The 22,988-nt window shown below is 41.0% G+C and carries 27 protein-coding genes, 2 pseudogenes and 1 other annotated feature; of the genes and pseudogenes, 1 reads left to right on the forward strand and 28 read right to left on the reverse strand.

Features of this window, described 5'->3' with window-relative positions:
• Positions 1-56: 56 nt before the first annotated feature.
• The 18 genes and pseudogenes from DXN33_RS04295 to DXN33_RS04375 form a co-directional block, all read right to left on the reverse strand.
• Positions 57-497: an ASCH domain-containing protein gene (locus tag DXN33_RS04295; RefSeq protein ID WP_115904441.1), complete on the reverse strand. Its 441-nt coding sequence runs from the start codon at positions 495-497 to the stop codon at positions 57-59.
• Entirely contained in the window at positions 457-1,341 is an 885-nt protein-coding gene (locus DXN33_RS04300) for a putative PEP-binding protein (RefSeq protein WP_181897280.1), read from the reverse strand. The genes DXN33_RS04295 and DXN33_RS04300 overlap by 41 nt, the downstream gene beginning before the upstream one ends.
• A pseudogene (locus DXN33_RS09785) lies at positions 1,319-1,450 on the reverse strand (NUDIX hydrolase); the annotation flags it as partial. The gene DXN33_RS04300 and the pseudogene DXN33_RS09785, both read right to left, overlap by 23 nt.
• 19 nt (positions 1,451-1,469) lie before the next feature.
• Entirely contained in the window at positions 1,470-2,168 is a 699-nt protein-coding gene (locus DXN33_RS04305) for a 3-oxoacyl-ACP reductase (RefSeq protein WP_115904443.1), read from the reverse strand.
• Positions 2,161-2,397, reverse strand: coding sequence for a DUF2829 domain-containing protein (locus tag DXN33_RS04310; RefSeq protein WP_000142162.1), 237 nt, complete (start codon positions 2,395-2,397; stop codon positions 2,161-2,163). The genes DXN33_RS04305 and DXN33_RS04310 overlap by 8 nt, the downstream gene beginning before the upstream one ends.
• A gap of 159 nt (positions 2,398-2,556) precedes the next feature.
• Positions 2,557-4,458 carry a glucosaminidase domain-containing protein gene (locus DXN33_RS04315; RefSeq protein ID WP_115904444.1) on the reverse strand — a complete coding sequence of 634 codons (1,902 nt, stop codon included), beginning with the start codon at positions 4,456-4,458 and terminating at the stop codon, positions 2,557-2,559.
• Positions 4,459-4,585: 127 nt separating this feature from the next.
• On the reverse strand, positions 4,586-5,572 hold the full coding sequence (locus tag DXN33_RS04320) for a dihydroorotate dehydrogenase (RefSeq protein WP_181897281.1): 987 nt from the start codon (positions 5,570-5,572) through the stop codon (positions 4,586-4,588).
• Positions 5,535-6,335 (reverse strand): dihydroorotate dehydrogenase electron transfer subunit, encoded by an 801-nt coding sequence (locus tag DXN33_RS04325; protein ID WP_115904445.1) that lies wholly within the window; start codon positions 6,333-6,335, stop codon positions 5,535-5,537. The genes DXN33_RS04320 and DXN33_RS04325 overlap by 38 nt, the downstream gene beginning before the upstream one ends.
• A gap of 248 nt (positions 6,336-6,583) precedes the next feature.
• Positions 6,584-6,964: a VOC family protein gene (locus DXN33_RS04330; RefSeq protein ID WP_000157153.1), complete on the reverse strand. Its 381-nt coding sequence runs from the start codon at positions 6,962-6,964 to the stop codon at positions 6,584-6,586.
• 58 nt (positions 6,965-7,022) lie between these two features.
• Positions 7,023-7,382, reverse strand: a complete 360-nt coding sequence (gene rplT, locus DXN33_RS04335; RefSeq protein WP_000124834.1) for a 50S ribosomal protein L20 — start codon at positions 7,380-7,382, stop codon at positions 7,023-7,025.
• 51 nt (positions 7,383-7,433) lie between these two features.
• Positions 7,434-7,634, reverse strand: coding sequence for a 50S ribosomal protein L35 (rpmI, locus tag DXN33_RS04340; RefSeq protein ID WP_001125943.1), 201 nt, complete (start codon positions 7,632-7,634; stop codon positions 7,434-7,436).
• Between the two features lie 32 nt (positions 7,635-7,666).
• Entirely contained in the window at positions 7,667-8,197 is a 531-nt protein-coding gene (infC, locus tag DXN33_RS04345) for a translation initiation factor IF-3 (protein ID WP_181897282.1), read from the reverse strand.
• Between the two features lie 15 nt (positions 8,198-8,212).
• Positions 8,213-8,344 (reverse strand) — a sequence feature (ribosomal protein L20 leader region).
• A gap of 160 nt (positions 8,345-8,504) precedes the next feature.
• On the reverse strand, positions 8,505-9,689 hold the full coding sequence (locus DXN33_RS04350) for a hypothetical protein (RefSeq protein ID WP_115904447.1): 1,185 nt from the start codon (positions 9,687-9,689) through the stop codon (positions 8,505-8,507).
• 3 nt (positions 9,690-9,692) lie between these two features.
• Positions 9,693-10,280, reverse strand: a complete 588-nt coding sequence (locus tag DXN33_RS04355; protein WP_049488683.1) for an ATP-binding cassette domain-containing protein — start codon at positions 10,278-10,280, stop codon at positions 9,693-9,695.
• A 32-nt stretch (positions 10,281-10,312) separates the two neighbouring features.
• Positions 10,313-10,501: a hypothetical protein gene (locus DXN33_RS09885; RefSeq protein WP_049488681.1), complete on the reverse strand. Its 189-nt coding sequence runs from the start codon at positions 10,499-10,501 to the stop codon at positions 10,313-10,315.
• Between the two features lie 178 nt (positions 10,502-10,679).
• Positions 10,680-12,920: a DNA internalization-related competence protein ComEC/Rec2 gene (locus DXN33_RS04365; protein ID WP_115904448.1), complete on the reverse strand. Its 2,241-nt coding sequence runs from the start codon at positions 12,918-12,920 to the stop codon at positions 10,680-10,682.
• A complete protein-coding gene (locus tag DXN33_RS04370) occupies positions 12,904-13,554 on the reverse strand; it encodes a helix-hairpin-helix domain-containing protein (protein ID WP_115904449.1) in 651 nt (216 codons plus the stop codon). Before DXN33_RS04370 ends, DXN33_RS04365 begins: the two co-directional genes overlap by 17 nt.
• A 66-nt stretch (positions 13,555-13,620) precedes the next feature.
• Positions 13,621-13,707: pseudogene (locus DXN33_RS04375) on the reverse strand (N-acetyltransferase); the annotation flags it as partial.
• Between the two features lie 132 nt (positions 13,708-13,839).
• On the opposite strand from DXN33_RS04375, the gene ald reads away from it, so the two are divergent.
• Entirely contained in the window at positions 13,840-14,952 is a 1,113-nt protein-coding gene (gene ald, locus DXN33_RS04380) for an alanine dehydrogenase (RefSeq protein WP_115904450.1), read from the forward strand.
• A 56-nt stretch (positions 14,953-15,008) separates the two neighbouring features.
• Here the strand turns inward: ald and DXN33_RS04385 are convergent, their stop codons facing one another.
• The 10 genes from DXN33_RS04385 to tmk form a co-directional block, all read right to left on the reverse strand.
• Positions 15,009-16,004, reverse strand: coding sequence for a PhoH family protein (locus DXN33_RS04385; RefSeq protein ID WP_000658187.1), 996 nt, complete (start codon positions 16,002-16,004; stop codon positions 15,009-15,011).
• 84 nt (positions 16,005-16,088) lie between these two features.
• Complete coding sequence (locus tag DXN33_RS04390) at positions 16,089-16,304, reverse strand: YozE family protein (protein ID WP_115904451.1); 216 nt, start codon at positions 16,302-16,304, stop codon at positions 16,089-16,091.
• Between the two features lie 8 nt (positions 16,305-16,312).
• Complete coding sequence (gene cvfB / locus DXN33_RS04395; protein ID WP_049488665.1) at positions 16,313-17,167, reverse strand: RNA-binding virulence regulatory protein CvfB; 855 nt, start codon at positions 17,165-17,167, stop codon at positions 16,313-16,315.
• Between the two features lie 59 nt (positions 17,168-17,226).
• Positions 17,227-17,784, reverse strand: coding sequence for a ribosome recycling factor (gene frr, locus DXN33_RS04400; protein ID WP_000024409.1), 558 nt, complete (start codon positions 17,782-17,784; stop codon positions 17,227-17,229).
• Positions 17,785-17,792: 8 nt separating this feature from the next.
• Positions 17,793-18,530, reverse strand: a complete 738-nt coding sequence (gene pyrH, locus DXN33_RS04405) for a UMP kinase (RefSeq protein ID WP_000002996.1) — start codon at positions 18,528-18,530, stop codon at positions 17,793-17,795.
• 83 nt (positions 18,531-18,613) lie between these two features.
• Entirely contained in the window at positions 18,614-19,948 is a 1,335-nt protein-coding gene (trmFO, locus tag DXN33_RS04410; protein WP_115904452.1) for a methylenetetrahydrofolate--tRNA-(uracil(54)-C(5))-methyltransferase (FADH(2)-oxidizing) TrmFO, read from the reverse strand.
• Positions 19,949-20,134: 186 nt separating this feature from the next.
• On the reverse strand, positions 20,135-21,013 hold the full coding sequence (gene rsmI, locus DXN33_RS04420) for a 16S rRNA (cytidine(1402)-2'-O)-methyltransferase (protein WP_115904454.1): 879 nt from the start codon (positions 21,011-21,013) through the stop codon (positions 20,135-20,137).
• 2 nt (positions 21,014-21,015) lie between these two features.
• Positions 21,016-21,333, reverse strand: coding sequence for a DNA replication initiation control protein YabA (gene yabA, locus DXN33_RS04425; protein WP_000358228.1), 318 nt, complete (start codon positions 21,331-21,333; stop codon positions 21,016-21,018).
• Between the two features lie 39 nt (positions 21,334-21,372).
• Positions 21,373-22,263: a DNA polymerase III subunit delta' gene (locus DXN33_RS04430; protein ID WP_115904455.1), complete on the reverse strand. Its 891-nt coding sequence runs from the start codon at positions 22,261-22,263 to the stop codon at positions 21,373-21,375.
• On the reverse strand, positions 22,260-22,898 hold the full coding sequence (gene tmk / locus DXN33_RS04435; RefSeq protein WP_115904456.1) for a dTMP kinase: 639 nt from the start codon (positions 22,896-22,898) through the stop codon (positions 22,260-22,262). The genes DXN33_RS04430 and tmk overlap by 4 nt, the downstream gene beginning before the upstream one ends.
• Positions 22,899-22,988: the final 90 nt, after the last annotated feature.

The raw sequence follows: 22,988 nt of genomic DNA on the forward strand, positions 1-22,988 counted from the left end.
TGCTGGAGAAAAAAGGATTGGACGGCGATTTCCAAAACTTTCTTCCTTCTAATAGCCTACAATGGGTAGACCTTGCGAAATTCTTCTAAAACAACCTTGCTTTCAGGTGTAAAAGTCAGTCCTACTTCTCTCAGCCACTCGGCGAAACAATCCTCATGAACCTGACGCCAATAGGCTAGGGATTTGTCACCTTCCCCTTCCTTAAAGGCATGTTGAGCAGAAACTTGATTGAAGGGCTGGACAGAAACCTTTGTAATTTCGACAATACAGACAGCCTGATTTTGACTATCTAAAATGACATCAAAAGTTCCTTCTTGAGGAAGAGACTCGGCTTCTAGTGCATAGAGATCGTAGGCTGATGCTGTTGCAGTCTTTTCGCCTCTTAAAAGCAAATCTGCTAAAAGGTCTGGTTCCACTCCAAAAGCCCAAGCATCGATTTCATCTCCTATAGAGGGGTTAATTTTTTTGTAGGCATTCCACATTTCTTGCGGTGTCATGGGTGCTCCTTTGTAATTTCTTACTTTCTTCTTTTATATATTTGAGATGGTCTGGATAGCCAATTTCTAAATCAAAAATCTCTGGAATAGAGCTGTAATGGAGAATGCATTCGATACCCATCTGATTCATTGTTTGTATGAAAGAAACATTCAGATAGCCTGCTACAGCAAAGTCAATCTTTTTCGTCCTTGCTTTATCCTGCATCTGTCTTAGCATATCTAACATAATTGGACTTTCCATATCATGCCATTGACTGTTTCTAACAGTCGCAAAAACAAAAGAAGTCAAATCATTCATTCCAACTACAATCTTTGAAATACCCGCTTCCAGTATCCTATCCAAGTCAAAATACGCTGACGGTAATTCAATCATTGTGGCGACTTTTCCAGTAAAGCCATACTGACGCAACACTGTAATAGCTTGTTTCAATTGGTCGGCATCATTGATAAAAGGAAAAATAAGAGACAGATTGGGATTCGTTTGATAAACTTCTGTAACAACATTTGCTTCAGCCTGAAATTCATCCAAACATGCCAGTAAACGCCTGGTTCCTCTATATCCAAATAAGGGATGATTTTCATCAAAATACTCTTTAGTTCCCTCTAAACAATTGGCTTCTGCATTCGTTAATTCAGAAAAACGATACCATACCTCTTCATCTGAGTATAAGGAGCAAATAGTATCTAGATAATCTTTTACAAATTGCTGACAACTTGGTAATAATATATTTTGATTGAGCTCTCTCAACAAGTATTCCCCACGAATCATTCCAATGTGGTGAAATAGTTGTGGGTAAACTTTTTCATCAAGTTTTTCGCTACTAAGAGCAAGTTGGTTTTTCATGTCCATTCACCTTCCAATTCATGTAAGAGGTTTTGTCCAGTTCTGGAAATCCTAATAATTCTGCTTTGACTTTCAAGACTTCTTGCGATGCATTCTCTTCTGTGATTTTTGATTTCCATCAGATCCTCCTACTTCAAAGACCATCCACCGTCTATTATCAATATTTGTCCCTGCATGGCAGAGGCCTTTCCACTGGCTAAGAAAAGGCTAATCTCTGCTATTTCCTCTGGCTCAATCCAGCGCTTGATTGGTGTTTCACTAGCAACCCAGTCAGCCAATCCACCTGGCTCAAAATCTGCAGAAGTCATAGCTGTCTTGACTGCTCCTGGAGCGATACCAAATACCTGAATACCAGCTTCAGCATAGTCTAGAGCCAACTGCTTGGTGAAGCCAGCCAAGGCGTGCTTCGAAGAAGTATAGGCGTGTCCACCGCCACCTGCTAGACTCGAAGCAATGGAGCACATATTAATGATGATCCCCTTTTTATTTTCCAACATTTGCGTCAAATAATAGCGAGTCAACTCTACTGGAGTCACGTAGTTAATTTCAAAAATTTCTTGAATTTCCTGCGCTGTTTGTTCTAAAAGTGGTTTATAATCATCCAAAACTCCAGCAGTATTGCACAAAATATCTACCTGAGGACACCAGGCAAAAATTGGCTCCAAGTCCAAGGTCAAATCTCTCTGAAAAAAGTAGAAATCACCCTCTAAGAGCGGATTTTCACCTTGGTCAACTCCATAAACTTGATAACTCTTCTCTAAAAAGAGTCGAGCCTGAGCTAGGCCGATCCCTGAACTCACTCCCGTAATCAATACACGTCTAATCATGTACTTCTACCCAATCCGTCGCCAAAACATCACAAGGTGTCGGACTCCACATAGAAAAACCTTCTCCTTCTCCAGACACGTTGATTAGGAAATAGGGTGTCACTTCAAGTGCAACCCCGTTTTGTTCAATGGTGTCAAAGAGTTGGACATAGTTTTCAGCTCCTCCCCAACCTGTTCGTACATATTTTTTCTTAGCCTTTAAGCCAGGCAGCATTTCTTCAAATGTCATGTTTTTCTCCTTTAATGTCAATAATTCTCCCCTTCATTATAACAAAAAAACCGCTTTGAAACGGCTTTTTGACTATACTTCACTCCATTTTATCTTCTTAAATCTACGGAAAAATAAAAAAACGACAACCACTTTTCAGCAGTTATCGTTGCTTATCTTTTAATCTTTTCCACCAAGTCGACTATTGATATTCATCATGATACTAGCTATTTTTTCACCCCAGTACGGATCTGATGCATAGCGTACATTCATTCCCGTCGCTTTATTTCCAAGGTGATCTCTTCCACGGTCAATATAGTTCTCACGAATCCACTTGGCCGCACCAAGAATTCCTTTGTCTACATCATCAAATTTCTTAGCGGAATCATAGGGACTGGTATCGTAAGCAGCTATACCGAAGAAGTTATTTTTATCATTAGCAATTTGGCTACGTCCCCAAGCACTTTCTAGCGCACTGTGAGCCATTAAATAGAGAGCATTGACACCGTAACGTTTTTCAGCTTCCTTAAAAATTGCTCCTTTACCGGCAAGACGACTGTTTCGGATATTCATCATCGAATAAACTCTATTTAATTCATCCGCACTATAGTTGGTTGGTTCAGTTAAATTCTTGAAAAGGAAACGATTTTTGATAGTAAACCCATCGAAATGTTCTCCATCCTTTGAATAATACTTCTTACCAATTTTCATAGCTGAAGTATGTGGAGCTACCCGTATACTAGTGTATGGAGAAAGTTCATGGTATAGGAATCTTCCGTCAGTAGTATAGTGAGGAATAAACTCACTTTCTTCCTCAACTAAAGCCAAATCACTTTGATTCATATAACCGGACAAGCCTGATATTGAAACAGCTAGACGACTACCCTTGCTTTTAGAGCCATCATAGGTCACAATACTTCCCTGATTGACATAGCTCAAAATATCTCCTGATTCGCTATAAATATAGGCTGTGATTGGTTTAACCTTAAAATATTTTGGACTTTGAATCCACTTTCCGTTATCTTGGAAGAAGTACTCTTTATTTTTGATGTTAAAACCACCAGTAACATAGCTTCCATCTTCTTTCAGGTAGTACCATGCATTGTAGTTAGGATCAAAAATCCATTCATTCTTGGCCATATAACCACCAGATTTGAGGTAATAAGCACCAATCCATTCACGTGAAGCATAAGCACCACCTGATTTTAGGTAAAACCAGCTATTATAAGATTTATCAAAAATCCATTCTTTTTCAGCCATTGCTCCACTATTTTTTAGATAGTAAGCATTTTTCCACTGATTACTGGCCATCACACCATCATTATTAAAATAATACCATGCGCCCTTAATTTTTTCCCATTTATTACGAAGGATTTTTCCTGAATCTGTAGCATAATACCATTTATCAGTAATCTTCACCCAAGCATTTTGAGCCATCGCCCCACTACTATTAAGAAGATAATCGTTCACTAGAGCATTGCTAGCCATAACTCCATCTTGCTTGAAGTAATACCAAACATTGCCAATTTTTTCCCATCTATTACGAACAATCTTTCCTGAATCTGTAGCATAGTACCATTTATCCGCAATTTTCAACCAGGAATTTTCTACCATTGCTCCACTAGTATGAAAAGCATAGTCATTAACAATTCTATTGCTGGCCATGATTCCATGTTGATCAAAGAAATACCAGACACCCGCAATTTTTTTCCAATTTTTTATTGGTTGATTATTCTCATAAAAAAGCCATTTCCCATGCTCTTTCTGCCAACCATTCTTATGAGCTTCTTCAACTTTTTCTTTATTTGGAATAGCCTCTTGTTTAGAATTATTTTCTTTTACAACAACTGATTCTTTCTTTTTTTCCGTCTTTTCAGCTTCATTCTTTGTATGTTCAACAACTTTTTTCTCTTCTAATGCTGGAGTCTGATTTTTATCTTTAGACTGATTTTTGTCCACAGACTGACTCTTATTCGTCGTTTGACTTTGGTCTGTTGTTTTACTATCTTCAGCAAAGACTGATATTGTGGGCACAATTGCCAATGCAAGCACTGCCGTGCTTACAAGTAGTGTTCTCTTCATTTTACTCCCCTAAGTAGATATTCATCTACATCATTCGTAATTAACTTTATTTTAACATAGTTAAAAGATGAAAATATTACAAAATGATGAAAATTCTATATCTTATTGACAATAAGGATAGTCTAGCTTATCTAAGGCTGGCTTTTACTTCCTTGCGTAGATTTTCTAGACTGCTGATGCCGTATTTATCCATAACCTTTGGTAAATTTTCGATGATATCAGGACAGGCATATGGATTGGTAAAATTGGCTGTTCCAACTCCAATAGCCGATGCTCCAGCCAGATACATTTCTAGGGCAGCTTCAGCCGAATCTACTCCCCCCATTCCAATGATAGGTAGGTCTGTTGTTTGGGCTACTTGGCGAATAAGCTTGAGGGCTACTGGAAAGACGGCTGGGCCTGACATCCCACCTGTTCCATTGGCCAAGATTGGTTTGCGAGTTTTGAGGTCAAAGCGCATTCCAACTAGAGTATTGATCATGGTCAAGCCACTTGCTCCCGCATCTTCTGCAGCTTTTGCGACAGTAACGATATCGGTCACACTAGGGGTTAGTTTGACATAAACTGGCACATCAGAAGCTTCCACAGCTGCTTTCACCACATCATAAGCCAAATCTGGATCTTGGCCAATCAGGAGTCCATGATTACAGTGGTCAACATTGGGGCAAGAAATATTGAGCTCAATAGCCTTTACATTGGCTGCCTTGGAAATACCATGAGAAACAGCTGCATACTCTTGTTTTGAAAAACCAGCCACATTGGCAATAATAGGAAGATTTGGATATTCTCTTTCCAGCCAAGGTAACTTTTCAGCCAAAACAACTTCCAAACCAGGATTTTGCAAGCCGATTGCATTAAGCATGCCAGCGGGTGTCTCTGCCACCCTTGGAGTTGGATTGCCAAAGCGTGGTTCAAGGGTTGTCGCCTTGATCATAATAGAACCCAAAAGGTCTAAATCATAGTACTTGGCATACTCTTGACCAAAACCAAAACAGCCTGATGCTGGAATAATCGGATTTTTCAAATCCAAGCCTGGTAGAGAAACTTGTAAACGATTTGTAGTCATGATTTTCTCCTTATAATACAACTGTTCCTGTGCGGAAAACAGGACCATCTTCACAGACGCGTTGGCTGACCGTCTCACTTTCTGGTACTTTTAGGACACAGGCATAGCAAGCTCCCATCCCACAAGCCATACGAGATTCTAGAGATAGATAGGCTCTTGGGTGGTCATAAAAGGTTTGATTGATATACTTCATCATTCCAGGCGCCCCACATGAGTAAACAGCATCAAATTGATTGTCTAAATCCTTGATAACAACGGAAACATTTCCCTTAATACCATAAGAACCATCATCTGTCGTTACAAAGACTTGACCATATTGAGCTAATTCCGTCTCTAAAATAACAGCATCCTTATTAGCAAAACCGAGAACTGTCACTACTTTCACACCACGGGCATGCAATTCCTTGGCTACTTCAAGCAAGGGCGGTACACCAATTCCACCACCAACGAGGAGGACCTGGCTCTGCTCATCAAGGTCAGACAAGTCAAAACCATTTCCCTGAGGACCCATTACATCAAGAGTGTCTCCCTGACTTAAGGTTGAGAAAATAGCTGTCCCAGCCCCTTCAATCCGATAAATGAGGTGACACTGCTTCTTTACCTTATCAATAGACGAAATTGAAATAGGACGACGCAAAAGATGGGCATCATCAGGCACACGCAGATGAAGAAATTGGCCTGCTCGCATAGTTTCAACCATTTCTCCTTCTAGGACCAGTTCAAAGATTGCTGGCGCGATTTCCTCCTGTGCAACCACCTTCATGGTTTCCAAACGAATGGCACCCAAACGTTTCTTACATGTGGGATTCATGACTTTTCCTCCTTAAATTTTAAGGGGAGCAGATAAAGAAAAGGCCTTGCGATTGCAAGGCCTCAGTTAAAATCGTACAAGACAAGAGAGCACACTCAAAAAGTCCCCTCTAGAAAATTGTACTATTCTTTTATCTGACACCTTGTGAGTCTCTCTGGACTCCCCTTAAAGGTTAAATTTTTACTAGTATACTCTTTCAACCAAAAAAAGTCAAGTAGAAAACGAACATTCTACTTGACTTCACGAGATTATTTTTCACGAATGACTTCAACCTTGTAGCCATCAGGGTCTTTGACAAAGTAATAGTTAGGTGCAGTTCCTGGTAGACCATTTGGTTCAGTAACTTCATAGCCTTTGGCACTATGCTCTTGATGAAGCGCCTCAAGATCAGGTGTACTGAGGGCGATGTGGGCAAATCCATCTCCAACCACATAAGGACCGTGATCGTAGTTATAAGTCAACTCCAACTCATAGTCGTCACCCTCAAGACCTAGATAGACAATCGTGAAGGCATGGTCTGGAAAATCTCTGCGACGCAATTCTTTAAAACCAAAAGCATCTTGATAGAATGCAATTGATTTTTCAAGATTTTCTACTCGCAAGCAAGTATGTAGCATTTTTGAAGCCATATTTTTCTCCTTTATTTTTAAAAAGACTGGGACAATCCTGTTCCAGTCTTATCAGTTATTATTTACCAAGTTTTGCTTTAGCTGCATCTGCAAGAGCTGTGAAAGCTGCTGCATCGTTAACAGCCAAGTCAGCAAGCATTTTACGGTTAACTTCGATCTCAGCCAATTTCAAACCATGCATCAATTGTGAGTATGAAAGTCCGTTCATACGAGCTGCCGCGTTGATACGAGTGATCCACAATTTGCGGAAGTCACGTTTTTTCTGACGACGGTCACGGTATGCATAGTAGTAAGAGTTCATTACTTGTTCTTTTGCAGTACGGAACAAGATGTGTTTAGCTCCATAGTAACCTTTTGCTAATTTAAGAATACGTTTACGACGTTTGCGTGATACAACGCCACCTTTAACACGTGCCATGTTTTATTTCCTCCAAATATTTCCTAGAATTGTTTACTTACTGTTAGGCTATTATTTCAAGCGAGTAAGCATTGCTTTGATACGTTTGTAATCTCCTGAATGCACCATAGATGCTTTACGAAGATGACGACGTTGTTTCTTAGTTTTTCCGTGGAAACGGTGAGAAGTGTAAGCACGGAAACGTTTAAGTCCACCAGAACCTGTACGTTTGAAACGTTTAGCTGATGCGCGGTGTGTTTTTTGTTTTGGCATGATTTTTTCTCCTTTATTTAACTTTCTGACAATTATTTTTTGTCAGTCGCTGGCGCCAATTGCATGAACATTTGACGTCCATCCATTTTAGCACGTTGTTCGATGTTGGCAATATCTTGAGTTGCTTCAGCAAACTCGGCTAAAACTTTTGCACCAATCTCTTTATGGGTAATCATACGACCCTTAAAGCGAATAGATACCTTAACTTTATTTCCTTTTTCAAGGAATTTGCGTGCATTGCGAAGTTTTGTATCAAAGTCACCCTTGTCAATAGTTGGACTTAGACGAACTTCTTTCACAGTAACAACACTTTGTTTTTTACGTTGTTCTTTTTGCTTCTTCTGGTACTCAAATTTGAACTTACCGTAGTCCATAATTTTTGCAACAGGCGGTTTGGCTTGGGGTTGAATCAATACTAGGTCAACATTAGCGTTATCAGCCAAAGCTTGCGCTTCACTGAGTGGCTTGATGCCTAGCTGTTCTCCTTCAAGACCAATCAAGCGAACTTCACGTACACGAATCTCATCATTGATGAATAAGTCTTGCTTTGCTATGGTTTTCACCTCTTTTGTTTTATTAGAGAAAAACAATAGCGGACTCGTAAATATACAAGCCCGCACGTTATGATAGCGTTTCTTAGAAACTTTTCATCCGTAGGGCCAGGCAACTTAATGTCACAAGGCGAGAAGCTCTCACTTCTGCTTTTCTCAACTTTTATATGATACCAAGTTTTCTAGCCCTTGTCAAGATAAAAAGTTATTTTTTTGAAAAGTTTGTGTTTATATTTTGACTTGGTTTTCGAATCAAAAAGAGAGAATCAAGTTGATTCCCTCTCTATGTTAGTTTTTACTTATTTTCCCTGTAGGAAAGCTAGAATCTATTAAAAACTTCCTTTTTACGTGAACTTCCCCATCTTTCGATAAATAGAATTCCCACTAACAAAAGGATAATCAGGCAAGGAAGTAAGACCATTCCCATACTCCAATTCAGATTGACATTATCAATTTGCTTAGGTAATCTTCCAGATAAAATCTCCACTGAACGCAAGTAAGTAAAGGGAATCAGATGTGCAATCTTTTGGAGAGGCTGGATTGTTTGGATGCCAAACAATAAGCCAACAATCCCAATAAGTGACAGAAAGAGGACAGGCATTTTTTGCTTGAAAAAGTAAGTAATCAAATACACAACTTCCACAATGACGATAAAGGCTAAGAAAGCTAAGAACAAGCCAGGAAATAACACATCTTGTATCTTTCCAATAGTTACCTCTTGATACACTAAGCTATAAATCGGGTAGGGATAATCTAACTGTCCAAAACCACTTGTCAGACTTCCCACTAGAAAAGAAAATCCGCTGATTCCGATAAACAGCACAGTTACATAGCTCACCCCAACTCCAAGAGAAGATATGGCAAATGCCACTTTTGAAAAAGGATATAACTGAGCTGTGTCCAGATGATTTTGATATCTTTCTGCAAAAAGTTGTGTCAGCATAAAAATAATCGCAATCACAAACAAGGTTGGGATGATAGCCTCTAAAATCCAGACAATCTGATCAATCCCGTGGGTCGGATAATCTAAATCGTGGGCTTTTATGTTCAAGGGATACAGGGCTTGGTAAGTCTTTCGTTCGCGGTCAACCGCTATTTTTAAGTCCGAGCTAGAAGTTGGGTCATTTGATACAGTTTCATAACTCTTTTCCTCAGCTTGCCACTGCAAATAGTATGCTTCTTCCCAGCGTCCTTCTTTTAATAAAGTCAGAATTTCTTTCTTTTGCGTCAAAAGATTTTTTTGCAAGTCTAAATTTTCTTTAGCAAACTGGTATTCCTCCGTGCTGGTGTCAGACATTTGGGAGAGCTTCTCTTCATTTTCATTGATAGCTCTCTCGTTGGCTGCAGTACGAGTTTCCAACCTGTTCTCCAAGCTGACATAGTTTGCAGTCCGACTATTGAAATAAAAGCTAATACCAAGAGTTGAAACAAATAAAGCTAAGATAATCCAGTTTAAGCGACTTTTGAAAACTTTTTTTAATAAAAATAGACTAATATCTTTCATAAACTAAACCTCTTCTATCTGCCCCTGATGAATGGTTACTACTCTATCGCAGACATCAAGCAACTCTTCCTTATAGTGGGAACTTAAAAGAACCAGCTGTTCTTGTCTATCGATTTTTGCTAGCCTATCAAAAAACTTCTGTCGATAATACTCATCTAAGCCATTTGTAATCTCATCCATAAGCCAGCATTTCGCCTGACTGAGGAAATACATGGCAATCACCAAGCGTTGCTTCATGCCTAAGGAATACTTACGAATGGGAAGGCTGATATAGTCAGACATTTCCCAATAGGTAATTTCATCCCCCAAGTTCAGCCCTGACTTCCAGATGTTCTTGATCAGGCGAAGATAGTCCATCCCACTTAAGTTTCCATCCAGCCATTCAATGCTTTCATAATAAAATAAAGAAGGAGGGGCTACAATATTTCCACTACTTATAGGAATTAAATTGCTAATGGCGCGGAACAATGTCGTCTTTCCAGAGCCATTGATAGCAAGAATACCATAAATCCTACCCTTTTCAAATGTAAAATCCGCATCTTGCAAGATGACTTGTCGCGTTTTTAAGGTAACATGAGTAAGCCTTAACATATCCATCTCTCCTTCTTCTAAACGTTTAACTATTAATATCCGCCAGTATAGTAGTTTATGACCTCAAAACGTTCATAATTCCAGCCTCCGCCAACTCTATACTCAGAATAGCTGTTATAACGAGACCATGACGGAATCCAAATATATTGATGGTTGTGATAGTTGGTAGTATACTCCCAAGCAGTATTCCAATCATACCGATAACTTTTAGTCACTGTCAAAGCAGATACACTGGACTAAAAAAGACCAATAGATCATAAACTAACTAATTAAACGGTTTTTGCTAATTTTTAATGATTTTATATCATTAATATTGAAGACGCTTTCATTATATCGTTTTTATCATTATTATGCAACAGATTTTTAGTTTATTTTACTAATATATAATATTTGTCCTTCCTATCGAACGCTTTCGATTTTCCAACTATTCCACCCCTTAAAGCGTATAGCTCCTTGCTGGTCAGTTCGGTAAACTTTGCTATTGATAGTTTCCAGTCGTGTCAAGGTTTCCTGATGGGGGAGTTTGGTTCGATTGTTCTTTCCAACCGAGATGAGAGTCATCTCTGGTTTGAGCTGTTCTAAAAAGGATGAACTTGATGATTTTTTAGAGCCATGTTGCCCAACTTTCAAAACATCCACTTCTAGGTCAGGATACTGCTTCAGCAATTCCTTCTCCCCCTTCTCCTCCAAATTTCCTGTGAAAAGAAAGTACTTATCCAAAAGTTTTCCATACAGAACCAGGGAATCTTCATGACCTACATCTCCAATTTTCCTTGGAGATAGGACTTCTAACTGACTTCCGAAAATTGAAAGATTCTCTCCCACTGACACACTACGAACCTTGGTTTGAGTCGCTTGTAGTTCTGCCACAAATTCCTTCTGTTTCAGACTTCCTTTTGATACTAAGATCTCCCCTATATGGAATGCCTTGCTCACCTCCAACAAATCTCCAACATGTTCCTTGTCCGTATTTGTCAAAATCAGCTGGTCAATCTTGGATACTCCTCTATTTTTGAGATAGGGTATCAAGCTTCGCTGGGCATTGCTGGTTGTCGCCTTTTCTTGCCATTTTTCAATTTTCTTATCAGACTCTGCCTTACCTCCCACATCTATGAGAATGGTTTTCCCAGTTACATCCCGTAGGAAAATACTTTCCCCTTGCCCAACATCCAGCATGGTGATTTCATTTTCCAGTGGATGCTTGGTCAAGAAAAATAGACCTGTAATCAATAAGCTCAATACTGTTATCTTTTTAATGTTTTTTCTCAAATCATATACTAAAGCCAAGGAAATTAACAATAAAATTAAAAGCCATGCATTGGGTTGTCCAAAGACTAGAGGCCTACTTGCCACTTGTGATACAAAGCGAATCATTCCCTCCAACCATTCAAAAATAAAATTCAGCTGAATGACTGGATGAAGAAAGGAAAGGGCAAATAAGATAGACAAGAGCGGTAAGAAGACCAAGTCAAAAAGAAAGGAAAAGACAAAGGTCAAGAGGATGGACCAAGGTTGAAATTCTGCAAAATAGAAGGATAAAATGGGTAATATTCCCAAGAAAATGACTAGACTTTCTCTGACAACTGTCTTGAGTCCCTCTCCTTCTTTGCTGGTCATGGTCAAGATAAAAGCATAAGCACAGGACAAGACTCCTCCTGCAGTCAGGAAAAAGTTGGGCATGATAATAAAGAGTACAAGCACCGTCAAGGCGAAATTATCCAAGCCCTTAACACCATGTTGAGCCAGTAACTTTTGCAAGAGACTGCGAATGACTGATGCTGAAAATCCTGTTAGCCCTGCATAAATAAGAGAAAAGGGATAAGTCAGCCATTTCAACTTTTCTTGGGTCAAGCCCAATCGCAAGAGAAGTTTCTTAAATCCATCCATGAAAAAGCCTACCTGCATACCCGACAAGGCAAAGAGGTGGATAATTCCTAGACTGGAATAAAGCTCATTCATCTCCTCAAAGTCAGTGTCCAGATGCCCTAACAAGAGACCTGTCATGTAATTGCGCATAGGGTCTGGAAAATGTGTCTTAATCCAAACCACAGCCTTTCGGCGTAAACTGGATAGATTTTCTCCTATATCCCAACTGCCAACCTTTTGAAGTGACTGGATTTTTTTGATATTGAGAGTTTGATAAATTCCCTGAGTCTTCAGATAGGCTTGGTAGTCAAAGCCACCAAAATTTCTCTGCCCTTCTGGCTCTGATAGTTTTCCTTCAAGTCCTATCTCATGAAGGTCGGTTAAAGCTTGAAAGGCTTCTTTCTCCTCCTCGGATTGGAGTTTATAATAGACTTGGAAAGCACGACTGTTAGACTTACCACGAAAGGACAGACTATCACCATTGACCTTAACAGTGTCAGGCAAAATCCGTACCCTTTCAACAGAATCTGCCAAATTTTGACTCGCTTGACTCTGTTGCCAAGTTTGAAACAGAAACCAAAAGCCAAAGATTCCACAAAGCACTAGAACTTTGCTAGCAGATTTCCAAGGAAATTGAATAAAGAGACAAACTAGCAGAAAAACAAATCCCAACAAAGCAAGATAAGATGCTGAAAAAATGGCATAATAAAACCAAAGTAACAGAAAACTCAGGTAAATTAGGGGAATGGGGAAATTCTTAATCCACTGTAACATAATCTTTTAACTTTTCTATAGTTTTGGCACCAATGCCAGAGACCTTCTTGAGTTCATCAACCGACTTGAATTTCCCATTTGTTTCACGATGATCGATAATGTCCTGAGCTCGTTTTCCTCCCAGTCCCTTGACCTGCTTGAGTTCTTCCAGACTTGCCTTGTTGAGATTGACCTTCTTTTCTTTGCTTGTTGAAGAAGTCGTCCCAGAACCTGCCTGTTGACTAGCTAATTCTTCTCCCTTAGTTGGAACGTAAACCAGAGCCTCATCACTAACTTTCTGAGCTAGATTAAGCGACTTGCTGTCTGCTTGTTCGGTCAATCCACCCGCCTTTTGAACGGCATCATTGACCCGACTACCTACAGGCAAATCATAAATTCCTGGCGATTTAACAGCGCCTTTTACATCTACTGTGATTAGATCTTGTTCAAGAGGTTCTTCCTTTTCTTCCTTCTTCACATCCTTTTCGGATACCGAATCCTTGGAAACAGTTGCAACTTCTGCCTGCAAATTCGTTTCCTTGACAGGTGTGTGTGGAGCTGGCTTTAGCAGGAAAAATCCGCCTAAAATCAAGCCCAGACCAGTACAGATGACAATGATTTTATACTCTTTAATTTTCTCGATAATTGCTTCCATATTTTCTCCTCTCTTAGATTATTCGTAAGAGGAAGAAAAAACAGTTGAAAATTTCTTCTCAACTGCTTATTTATTTGCAAAATAGTCTTCCTTGGTCAAGACATAATGGACTCTTGTAACGATTCGGCCTTTTTCTTTCCTATCCAATATGGCCCTGTAGATAGTTTACAACAAATTTTTCTTGATTTTTAAAGCGGTTTCATATAGAATAAAATCATCACCTTATTTTATAGATAATTGTGATAAATCATTTACAACCCGTCAATAGAAAGGGAGTTTTTCTCTATGTTAATCGGAATTCCAAAAGAAATTAAGAATAATGAAAACCGTGTTGCCCTCACACCTGCTGGTGTCCACAGCTTAGTCGGTCGTGGTCATCGCGTCCTTATCGAAACAAATGCTGGTCTAGGTTCAGGATTTACTGATGCTGACTATCAAAAGCAAGGAGCTGAGATTGTCGCTACTGCTGGTGAAGCTTGGGCTGCAGAGTTAGTCGTCAAAGTAAAAGAACCACTATCTTCTGAATATGAGTACTTGCGTGAAGACCTGCTTCTCTTCACCTACTTGCACATGGCCGCAGCGCCTGAATTAGCAGATGCTATGCTAGTAGCAAAAACAACAGGGATTGCCTATGAAACTGTTCGTGATTCCCAAGGTCAGTTACCACTCCTCGTACCTATGAGTGAGGTTGCAGGCCGTATGGCAGTCCAAATCGGTGCTCATTTCCTAACTAAGCAAGCAGGAGGTTCTGGTGTCCTACTGGGTGGTGTACCGGGTGTACCTAAAGGGAAAGTAACCATCATCGGTGGCGGTGTCGTAGGGACCCATGCTGCCCGCATCGCTTTAGGATTGGGAGCTCAAGTAACCATCCTTGATATCAGTGCTAAACGTCTCTCCGTTTTAGAGGAGGTCTTTGGCCACCAAATTCAAACTCTCATGTCCAATTCATTCAACATCGAAGCTAGTGTGAGAGATGCGGATGTGGTGATCGGAGCGGTTCTCATTCCTGGTGCCAAGGCACCAAAATTGGTGACAGATGAGATGGTCAAACAAATGCGTCCAGGATCTGTCATCGTTGACGTTGCCGTTGACCAAGGTGGCGTTATCGAGACAGCTGACCGTGTGACAACGCACGATGAGCCTGTATATGAAAAACACGGTGTGCTCCACTATGCCGTTGCCAACATCCCTGGTGCAGTTGCCCGTACTTCTACCATCGCCCTAACCAATGTCACTCTTCCTTATATCGAAGCTTTGGCCGAAAAAGGATTTGTACAATCAATTGCTGAAGATGAGGGCTTGCGCCAAGGTGTTACCACTTATCAAGGTTACTTAACCAGTCTTCCAGTAGCCCAAGGCCTCGATAAAAAACATACTCCAATTGATGAACTAGTATAAAAAATCTAATTATCAGATAAAAGAAAGAGCAATTCCACCTGAACTGCTCTTTTTTGCTATTCTGTTTCTTCTTGGACTTCTTCACGCTCTTCATTTTTAATTGGAGCTGGTTCATAGGCTCGGATAATCTGAGCGACAACTGGATGGCGAACCACATCCTTGGCTGAAAAATGAACAAAGTCAATCTGGTGAATGTTCTTAAGCTTTTCTTGGGCATCAATCAAACCGGACTTGACATTACGTGGCAGGTCAATCTGACTGATATCTCCATTGACAATCATCTTAGAATTAAAGCCTAAACGAGTCAAAAACATCTTCATCTGCATGATGGTCGTATTTTGCGCCTCATCGAGAATGACAAAGGCATCATCCAAGGTTCGTCCACGCATATAGGCAAGGGGCGCAATCTCGATAATTTCACGCTCCATGAGTCGAGTAGTTTGGTCTTTCCCCAAAATCTGATACAAGGCATCATAAACAGGGCGAAGGTAAGGATCGACCTTTTCCTTGAGGTCACCCGGAAGAAATCCAAGACTCTCACCTGCTTCCACTGCTGGACGAGTCAGGATAATTCGCTTAACCTGACCACGTTTAAGAGCTGTCACTGCCAAAGTAACTGCAAGAAAGGTCTTCCCTGTCCCTGCAGGCCCAATTCCAAAGGTCACATCATGCTGTTTAACACTATCCACATAAAGTTTTTGACCCAGAGTTTTGACACGGATCGGTTTCCCAGTATTATCTTTGATGATTTCTTCTTCATAAAGGGCGACAAACTTATCAATTTCATCGTTTTTGACCATACTAATTGCAGTCACCACATCTGGCGTACCAACGGTCATCCCACGGTTCACCAAGACCATGAGAGCTTGAATAACCTGACGGGCTTCCTCGCAAGCAGACTCTTCTCCCAAAACCTGGACAATCTCCGTACGAGCATGAATCACCACATCAAGCTCTTCTTCCATTAAACGAAGATGGCGCTCATTGGAACCAAAAAGATGAAACAGATCATCTGGATGACTCAGTTGAATGTCTATTGAATGTTCCTTCAAATAAAGAACCTCTCTAATCCTTTTATTTCTTTTTATTATAGCAAAGGGGTGGAGAAATTACTAGCCCAAACCCAGTGAATCATGCTAGTGTTCTAAGTATTCTTGCCAAATAACGTCAAAGTCTCCTAGGTTAAAAGAGAAACTGGCATGTTCTTCTAAAAAGCGACTCACCTCATCAAAATCATCTGTGTGTTTTGGAAAGGCTGATTCTTCAAAAGCAAGGTCTGCCAAGATAGTCTTGGGACTGTTACTTTTAGGATTGCGCTCGGTCATGAGCCAAGTGTAAAATGATTTTCTCATAAATCTCCCTAAATCAACTCTGTCCCAAACTGGTCTTGCTTGATTTTGCCAGCCTTCATCAAGCCACCGAGTGCTTTCTTGAACTGACCTTTAGAAATGCCAAAGGTTGCCTTGATATCCTCAGGAGATGACTTATCATTCAAGGTCATAAAACCGCCATTGCTTTCCAAGTAGGTCAAAATCATCTGAGCATCATTTTCCAACATCTCAAAAGAACGTGGTTTGAGGGAGAGGTTCAATGTGCGGTCCACTTCACGGAAACCAATAACACGCGCATCTAAAACTTGACCCAAACGTGGCTCTGCATAGCGCTCGCTAGGATGGATAAAACCAAGCATGTTATTTTCTGGCAGATAGACAAAGGTCCCTGACAGCTTGAGGCGGTAAACAATGGCTGGCCAGTTTTGGTTCTGCATGTTGTTGTAGGCAGGACGAGCCAGACGTTGGAAGTCTTCTTGATAGGCCAAGAGTCCCCAGATGCGGTCTTTCTTGTCCACTTCAAGACGGATGTAGAGTTGGTCGCCCTTCTTAGGCCAAAGTTCCTTGAGCTCAGGGAGGATATCAAGTGACACTACGATTTCCTTATCAGGTAGGCCTGTATCCACAAAGACACCCAAGTCTTTACGAACTTCCGTTACAGTTCCCCAACCAAATTGGTCCTGAGTGGCAGTCACTTCTAAGGTTGTCAGGCGGAGTTTTTGCTTCATATCCGTGTAGGCAAAACCTTTGACCGTATCCCCTACTGTATGTTGACCTTCTTCCTTGGCAAGAGCATAGGTTTGACCATCCTTTTGCACAAAGTAAAAACGATCGTTTTCATCGATGATCAGTCCAACGATAAAACTTGCAAGATTTGTATTCATATTTCCTTCTTTCGAATAAAACTCAGCCAGCAATGCCAACTGAGTTTTTCTGTTTATTTTTAGACTTCCAAAAGTTCTTTTTCTTTATTAGCAGTCATGTCATCGATGTGTTTAACAGCATCGTCTGTTACTTTTTGAATATCTTTTTCAAGAGTCTTCAATTCGTCTTCAGTGATTTCTTTTGCTTTTTCTTGTTTCTTAGCTTCATCCATAGCATCACGACGGATATTGCGGACAGCCACTTTAGCATTCTCACCGACCTTCTTCACTTCTTTAGCAAGGTCACGACGAGTTTCTTCTGTAAGAGCTGGGATAACCAAGCGAATCACAGAACCGTCGTTAGCTGGTGTGATACCAAGATCAGAAGCGTTCAAGGCACGTTCGATGTCTTTCAATGAAGATTTGTCAAATGGTGTGACCAACAAAACACGCGCTTCTGGAATCGTAATTGAAGCGATTTGGTTAAGAGGAGTTTCTACTCCGTAGTATTCTACATGTACACGGTCAAGCAAGCTTGCATTGGCACGACCGGCACGGATACCACCAAATTCACGAGCAAGTGATTGGTGAGACTGGGTCATTCTCTCTTTAGCTTTTTCAATAATTACGTTAGCCATAATCTTTCTTATTCCTTTTCTTCGATATTATTTGAAACTGTTGTTCCGATATTTTCACCAAATACGACACGTTTGATATTGCCTGGTTGGTTCATGTTAAAGACAACCAAGTCAATATCGTTGTCCATTGAGAGGGTTGAAGCTGTTGAGTCCATGATACGAAGACCTTTGTTAATGACATCACGGTGGGTCAATTCTTCAAATTTAACGGCCGTCTTGTCCTTCTTAGGATCGGCATTGTAAACACCGTCTACACCATTTTTAGCCATAAGGATAGCATCCGCTTCGATTTCAGCTGCACGAAGAGCCGCTGTTGTATCTGTTGAGAAGTATGGTGAACCAATTCCAGCACCAAAGATAACGATACGGCCTTTTTCAAGGTGACGAAGGGCACGTCCACGTACATAAGGCTCTGCCACTTGTTGCATAGCAATCGCTGTTTGCACACGTGTATCAACCCCAACTTGTTGCAATGAATCTGCCATCACAAGAGCATTCATAACAGTCCCAAGCATTCCTGTGTAATCTGCCTGAACGCGGTCCATTCCTGCTTCTGCAGCAGGTTCTCCACGCCAGAGATTTCCTCCACCAATAACAAGGGCAATTTCGATACCTAAGCTATGAACTTCTTGAATCTCTTTTGCGATTGTTTGAACTGTTTGGATATCAATCCCTACGCCACGTTCTCCGGCAAGGGCTTCACCTGATAACTTGATTAAAATACGTTTATACTTGGGATTCGCCATTTTCACTCTCCTTTTTTTATCCTACCTATTTTATCACAATTTCTAAGATTTTTATAGTATCATGAGCAATTCTTTCAAAAAAATTAGACTGTTAAAAATTCCTCTAAGTCAGAAAGAGCACGCTCTGCAATTTTTTCATAACGAGCCTTCTTATCACGGATACGTTCGCCTTCCAACTCCTTGATAATCCCAAAGTTGACATTCATTGGTTGGAAATGCTTGCTGTCAGCATGGGTGATGTAATGAGCTAAGCTTCCAATCGCCGTCGTCTCTGGGAAAATCGCCTCGTTTTCTCTCTTAAAAAGACGAGCCGCGTTAATTCCCGCAACTAATCCTGACGCAGCTGACTCTACATAGCCTTCCACACCCGTCATTTGACCAGCAAAGAAGAGATTTGGCTGTTTCTTGGAACGATAGGTTTGCTCAAGAAGATCTGGTGAGTCCATATAAGAATTGCGGTGCATGACACCATAACGAACAAACTCCGCATTTTCAAGACCTGGAATCATTTGGAAGACACGCTTTTGTTCTCCCCATTTGAGGTGGGTCTGGAAACCGACGATATTATAGAGGCTACCAGCTGCATTGTCCTGACGAAGCTGAACCACCGCATAAGGTGTTTTAAATTCTCCATCACGAGGTCCTGTGTAGTCGTCCGGATACTCCAGACCGACTGGTTTCATAGGACCATAAAGCATTGTTTTAATACCACGTTTAGCCATGACTTCGATAGGCATACAGCCTTCAAAATACTTTTCTTTTTCGAAAGAATTAAGCGGAGCTTCTTCCGCATTGACCAAGGCTTCATGGAAATCCATAAACTCTTGCTTGGTCATTGGAGCATTGAGATAAGCAGCTTCTCCCTTGTCATACCGAGACTTGAGATAGACCTTGCTCATATCAATAGTGTTGACATCGATAATAGGCGCTGCCGCGTCGTAGAAATAGAAACCATCACCGTCATTGAGGGCATGAATCTTTTCAGCCAGGGCATCGCTAGTCAAAGGACCAGTCGCTACAACCGTAATAACATCAGTCGGCAATTCTGTAATTTCATCACGCACCACTTCAATCAAGGGATGGTTGGCCACTTTTTCAGTCACCATTTGGGAGAAACCGTCACGGTCCACCGCAAGGGCACCACCCGCAGGAACACGTGTAGCCTCAGCAGATTCCAAAATGACAGAACCTAAGCGACGCATTTCTTCCTTGAGAAGCCCAACAGCATTTGTCAAAGCATCCCCACGAAGAGAATTGGAACAAACCAACTCAGCAAAATTGTCTGTTTTGTGCTGGGGTGTTGACTTGACACCACGCATTTCATAAAGTTTAACTGGAATACCACGTGCTGCAATTTGGTAGGCAGCTTCAGAACCTGCCAAACCAGCACCGATAACATTGATATAAGATTGAGACACGACACTAATACCTCTTTGGGAGTGTGAAGAAAAGTTTCACATTGAAAAAGCCAACCGAACTTACTCGCTTTCGAGTTTCTTGGCTCAGGCTGAAAAAGTCCCCCGGACTTTTTCACTCCCACAAATCTTTCTATTTTTTTCTTCTACTAGTATAACAAAAAAAGGGAAGAAGGCAAACTTCCCTGTTTAGTCATTTTCTTGATTTTCTTCCCATTCGTGGTAGGCAGCATAAAGCTGGCTTTTATTCCACTGGTAAATCTTAGCGACTTCCTTGATAGCTTGGTTTTTCTTCATGCCTTGCTGGATGCGGACTTGGATTTCTAAGAACAAGTCCTCCTTGTCTTTTTCCTCCACATCCTGACTGGCACCTTCAACAATGAGAAGGCATTCTCCCTTAAGTGGCGTTTCAGAGATGCTTTCCAGCAATTCAGAAATTGTACCTCTTTGGTATTCTTCATAGATTTTGGTCAATTCTCTGACCAAGACGACCGAGCGGTTGCCATAAACTGCTAGCATATTTTCCAACGTATCTGCTACACGATGAGGGGATTCATAGAAAATTTGTGTTTCAGGATAGTCTTTTTTCGAGTCGAAAAATTGCTTTTGCTGGCCTGACTTTCTCGGTAAAAAGCCGTAAAAGATATGTGGCTGTGGCGCTAAACCACTAGCGATCAAGGCAGAAATTCCTGCAGAGGCACCTGGAACAGTGACAACTGCAATTTCTTCCTCAATAGCTGCCTTAACCAAATCATGACCAGGGTCTGAGATACTTGGCAAACCTGCATCGGATACCTGAGCAATACTTTGTCCTGCTTTCAAGAAACCAATCAAATCAGGAATTTTTTCCTTTGCATTGTGCTCATGAAAACTAATCTGCTTAGTAGAAATATCAAAATGCTTGAGCAAAAGCCCAGTATTGCGCGTGTCCTCAGCAGCAATCCAGTCCACTTCTTTCAAGGTCTGGATTGCTCGAAAGGTCATATCATCTAGATTGCCAATCGGCGTTGCCACTAGGTACAGCTTGCCATAGGGAGACTGCCCCTTAAAACTTTTTTGAATCTGCATGCCTACTCCCTGTATAACAACTCGTCACAGAACATACACTCCTCGTCCTGCTCTCGACGTTGTCCATAAAAATCATTACAAACGTGAAATCCATCACGGTAAATGCGACGGACACTTTCACGAACATGCTTAGCCTTGACAGGAGCGTCTGCTTCCACCTCACCCAAGCGTTCGCGCAACTTACTATTTTCTAAGCGAAGAGCTGTATTTTCCTCTACCAGGCTCTTGAGATTTTTCTTGATGGCTTCCACATCGGCCAAGGTTACCAATAACTGTTGGGAAAAATCATCCAGCGCGTCAAATAATTCTTTTTTGTCCATAAAACAGCCCTTTCCTTTCATTATCGTTCATTTTTGAGTTTATATTTCTTTCAAGACCAGATATTCCATGGCATTTTGAAAACTAACATTAGCTTGCCACATTTTTCTAGCTTCTAGCAAATCTTGTAAAATCACTCTTACTCTTTCTTGTAGGATATCTTGTCCACAGAGAACTTCAAGAATCCGTAAAACCTGATCTTGTTTTTCCTTGTCATCTGCCAAGTTGGCTAATTTAGCAACCTGCAGATAACTTTCTTTTTTCTTAGCTACTAACCAAGTCAGCAGGCGTTCACTTTCATCGACCAAGGTCCAAAAAATTGCCTGATTAGCCAACTTTTCTGCTTCAGCTCGCGATTGACTAAACTGAGCTAGAAGAATCGCCTTTTTCTTAACCAGTCCCATTTTTTCTAAGAGCAAGATGAGCTTCTCTTCTTGCTTTTTAAAGTGGAAAATCTGGGTCCGGCTACGGATGGTCGGTAACATCTTTTCCTCATCGCTAGTCAAGAAGAAAATGTAAACCTCACTCTGGGGTTCTTCGATAACCTTGAGCAGAGAATTGGCTGCGTTGGGGTGCATCTTCTCAGCTTGCTCGATAATAAAAACCTGCTGCTGGCTTTCAATCCCTGCTTGAGAAAACTGCCCCACCAATTCTCGAATCCGTTCTGTCTTGATGATCTGATTGACTGGCTTAATTAAGGTAACATCGGGAAATTCTCCCTGTTCAATCAGCTTACAATTCCGGCATTTCTCACATGGTAAAACACCTACCTTCTCCGTACAGAAGAGGCTCTTAGCCAAAAATTGCGCCATTTCCAAACTTCCAAAGAAACCTGAAAAGAGGTAGGCGTGATTGAGCTGGTCTTGTTCTAGAATACGGACAAAGCGGTCAAACTGATCTGACTGCCAGGCCTTTAGTTGATCTTGTTTCATTTAGCTAATCCCATTCTATCAAACAAGACAGCCTTGGTGGTTTCCACAACCTCCTCCAATGGAAGACTCGCATCAATCTTGACAATGCGATTTCCTTCTTTTTCCAGGAGAGAAAGATAGCCTTTACGAACTTTTTTATGCAAGTCCAACCCTTCCAAATCCAAACGATTGACCTCGCGATTGCTATTAGCAGCAATGCGAGCTAGTCCTTCTTCCACCTCGATGTCAAAATAGAGTGTCAAATCGGGTTTAAGGCCATCTGTCGCAAACTGGTTAAGCCAGTCAATGGCTTCAATGTCCAAACCACGACCAAATCCCTGATAGGCAACGGAACTATCGATGAAGCGGTCCATAATGACCAACTTACCAGCTTCAAGTGCTGGAAGAACTTTTTCCACCAAGTGCTGTCTGCGACTAGCGATATAGAGAAGGAGTTCTGTCTTAGCATCCATCTGAGTATGACTTGGGTCCAAAATCACTTCCCGAATCTTCTCCCCAATCAAGACTCCGCCAGGTTCACGGGTCGTCAGCACCTCTACTCCTTTTTCCTCTAAAATTGGTAGCAGAGCCTCTAAAACACTGGTCTTGCCTGCTCCCTCTGGTCCCTCAAGAGAGACTAAAAATCCTTTTGACATGTCTAACTCATTTCTTTTTTACTACTTCTATTCTATCAAAAAAATAGGGGTTTGTGACAATCTTTTTGTCTTCGCATTTCAAACACCATA

The organism is Streptococcus sp. NM (genome assembly GCF_003390135.1).
Classification (GTDB): Bacteria; Bacillota; Bacilli; order Lactobacillales; family Streptococcaceae; genus Streptococcus.

Excerpts from the sequence above, each read along its gene's own strand:
- DXN33_RS04295 (WP_115904441.1), bottom strand. The coding sequence starts at position 497 with ATGACACCGCAAGAAATGTGGAATGCCTACAAAAAAATTAACCCCTCT.
- DXN33_RS04300 (WP_181897280.1), bottom strand. The coding sequence starts at position 1,341 with ATGAAAAACCAACTTGCTCTTAGTAGCGAAAAACTTGATGAAAAAGTT.
- DXN33_RS04305 (WP_115904443.1), bottom strand. The coding sequence starts at position 2,168 with ATGATTAGACGTGTATTGATTACGGGAGTGAGTTCAGGGATCGGCCTA.
- DXN33_RS04310 (WP_000142162.1), bottom strand. The coding sequence starts at position 2,397 with ATGACATTTGAAGAAATGCTGCCTGGCTTAAAGGCTAAGAAAAAATAT.
- DXN33_RS04315 (WP_115904444.1), bottom strand. The coding sequence starts at position 4,458 with ATGAAGAGAACACTACTTGTAAGCACGGCAGTGCTTGCATTGGCAATT.
- DXN33_RS04320 (WP_181897281.1), bottom strand. The coding sequence starts at position 5,572 with ATGGTCCTGTTTTCCGCACAGGAACAGTTGTATTATAAGGAGAAAATC.
- DXN33_RS04325 (WP_115904445.1), bottom strand. The coding sequence starts at position 6,335 with ATGAATCCCACATGTAAGAAACGTTTGGGTGCCATTCGTTTGGAAACC.
- DXN33_RS04330 (WP_000157153.1), bottom strand. The coding sequence starts at position 6,964 with ATGGCTTCAAAAATGCTACATACTTGCTTGCGAGTAGAAAATCTTGAA.
- rplT (WP_000124834.1), bottom strand. The coding sequence starts at position 7,382 with ATGGCACGTGTTAAAGGTGGCGTTGTATCACGCAAACGTCGTAAACGT.
- rpmI (WP_001125943.1), bottom strand. The coding sequence starts at position 7,634 with ATGCCAAAACAAAAAACACACCGCGCATCAGCTAAACGTTTCAAACGT.
- DXN33_RS04350 (WP_115904447.1), bottom strand. The coding sequence starts at position 9,689 with ATGAAAGATATTAGTCTATTTTTATTAAAAAAAGTTTTCAAAAGTCGC.
- DXN33_RS04355 (WP_049488683.1), bottom strand. The coding sequence starts at position 10,280 with ATGTTAAGGCTTACTCATGTTACCTTAAAAACGCGACAAGTCATCTTG.
- DXN33_RS04365 (WP_115904448.1), bottom strand. The coding sequence starts at position 12,920 with ATGTTACAGTGGATTAAGAATTTCCCCATTCCCCTAATTTACCTGAGT.
- DXN33_RS04370 (WP_115904449.1), bottom strand. The coding sequence starts at position 13,554 with ATGGAAGCAATTATCGAGAAAATTAAAGAGTATAAAATCATTGTCATC.
- ald (WP_115904450.1), top strand. The coding sequence starts at position 13,840 with ATGTTAATCGGAATTCCAAAAGAAATTAAGAATAATGAAAACCGTGTT.
- DXN33_RS04390 (WP_115904451.1), bottom strand. The coding sequence starts at position 16,304 with ATGAGAAAATCATTTTACACTTGGCTCATGACCGAGCGCAATCCTAAA.
- cvfB (WP_049488665.1), bottom strand. The coding sequence starts at position 17,167 with ATGAATACAAATCTTGCAAGTTTTATCGTTGGACTGATCATCGATGAA.
- frr (WP_000024409.1), bottom strand. The coding sequence starts at position 17,784 with ATGGCTAACGTAATTATTGAAAAAGCTAAAGAGAGAATGACCCAGTCT.
- pyrH (WP_000002996.1), bottom strand. The coding sequence starts at position 18,530 with ATGGCGAATCCCAAGTATAAACGTATTTTAATCAAGTTATCAGGTGAA.
- rsmI (WP_115904454.1), bottom strand. The coding sequence starts at position 21,013 with ATGCAGATTCAAAAAAGTTTTAAGGGGCAGTCTCCCTATGGCAAGCTG.
- yabA (WP_000358228.1), bottom strand. The coding sequence starts at position 21,333 with ATGGACAAAAAAGAATTATTTGACGCGCTGGATGATTTTTCCCAACAG.
- DXN33_RS04430 (WP_115904455.1), bottom strand. The coding sequence starts at position 22,263 with ATGAAACAAGATCAACTAAAGGCCTGGCAGTCAGATCAGTTTGACCGC.
- tmk (WP_115904456.1), bottom strand. The coding sequence starts at position 22,898 with ATGTCAAAAGGATTTTTAGTCTCTCTTGAGGGACCAGAGGGAGCAGGC.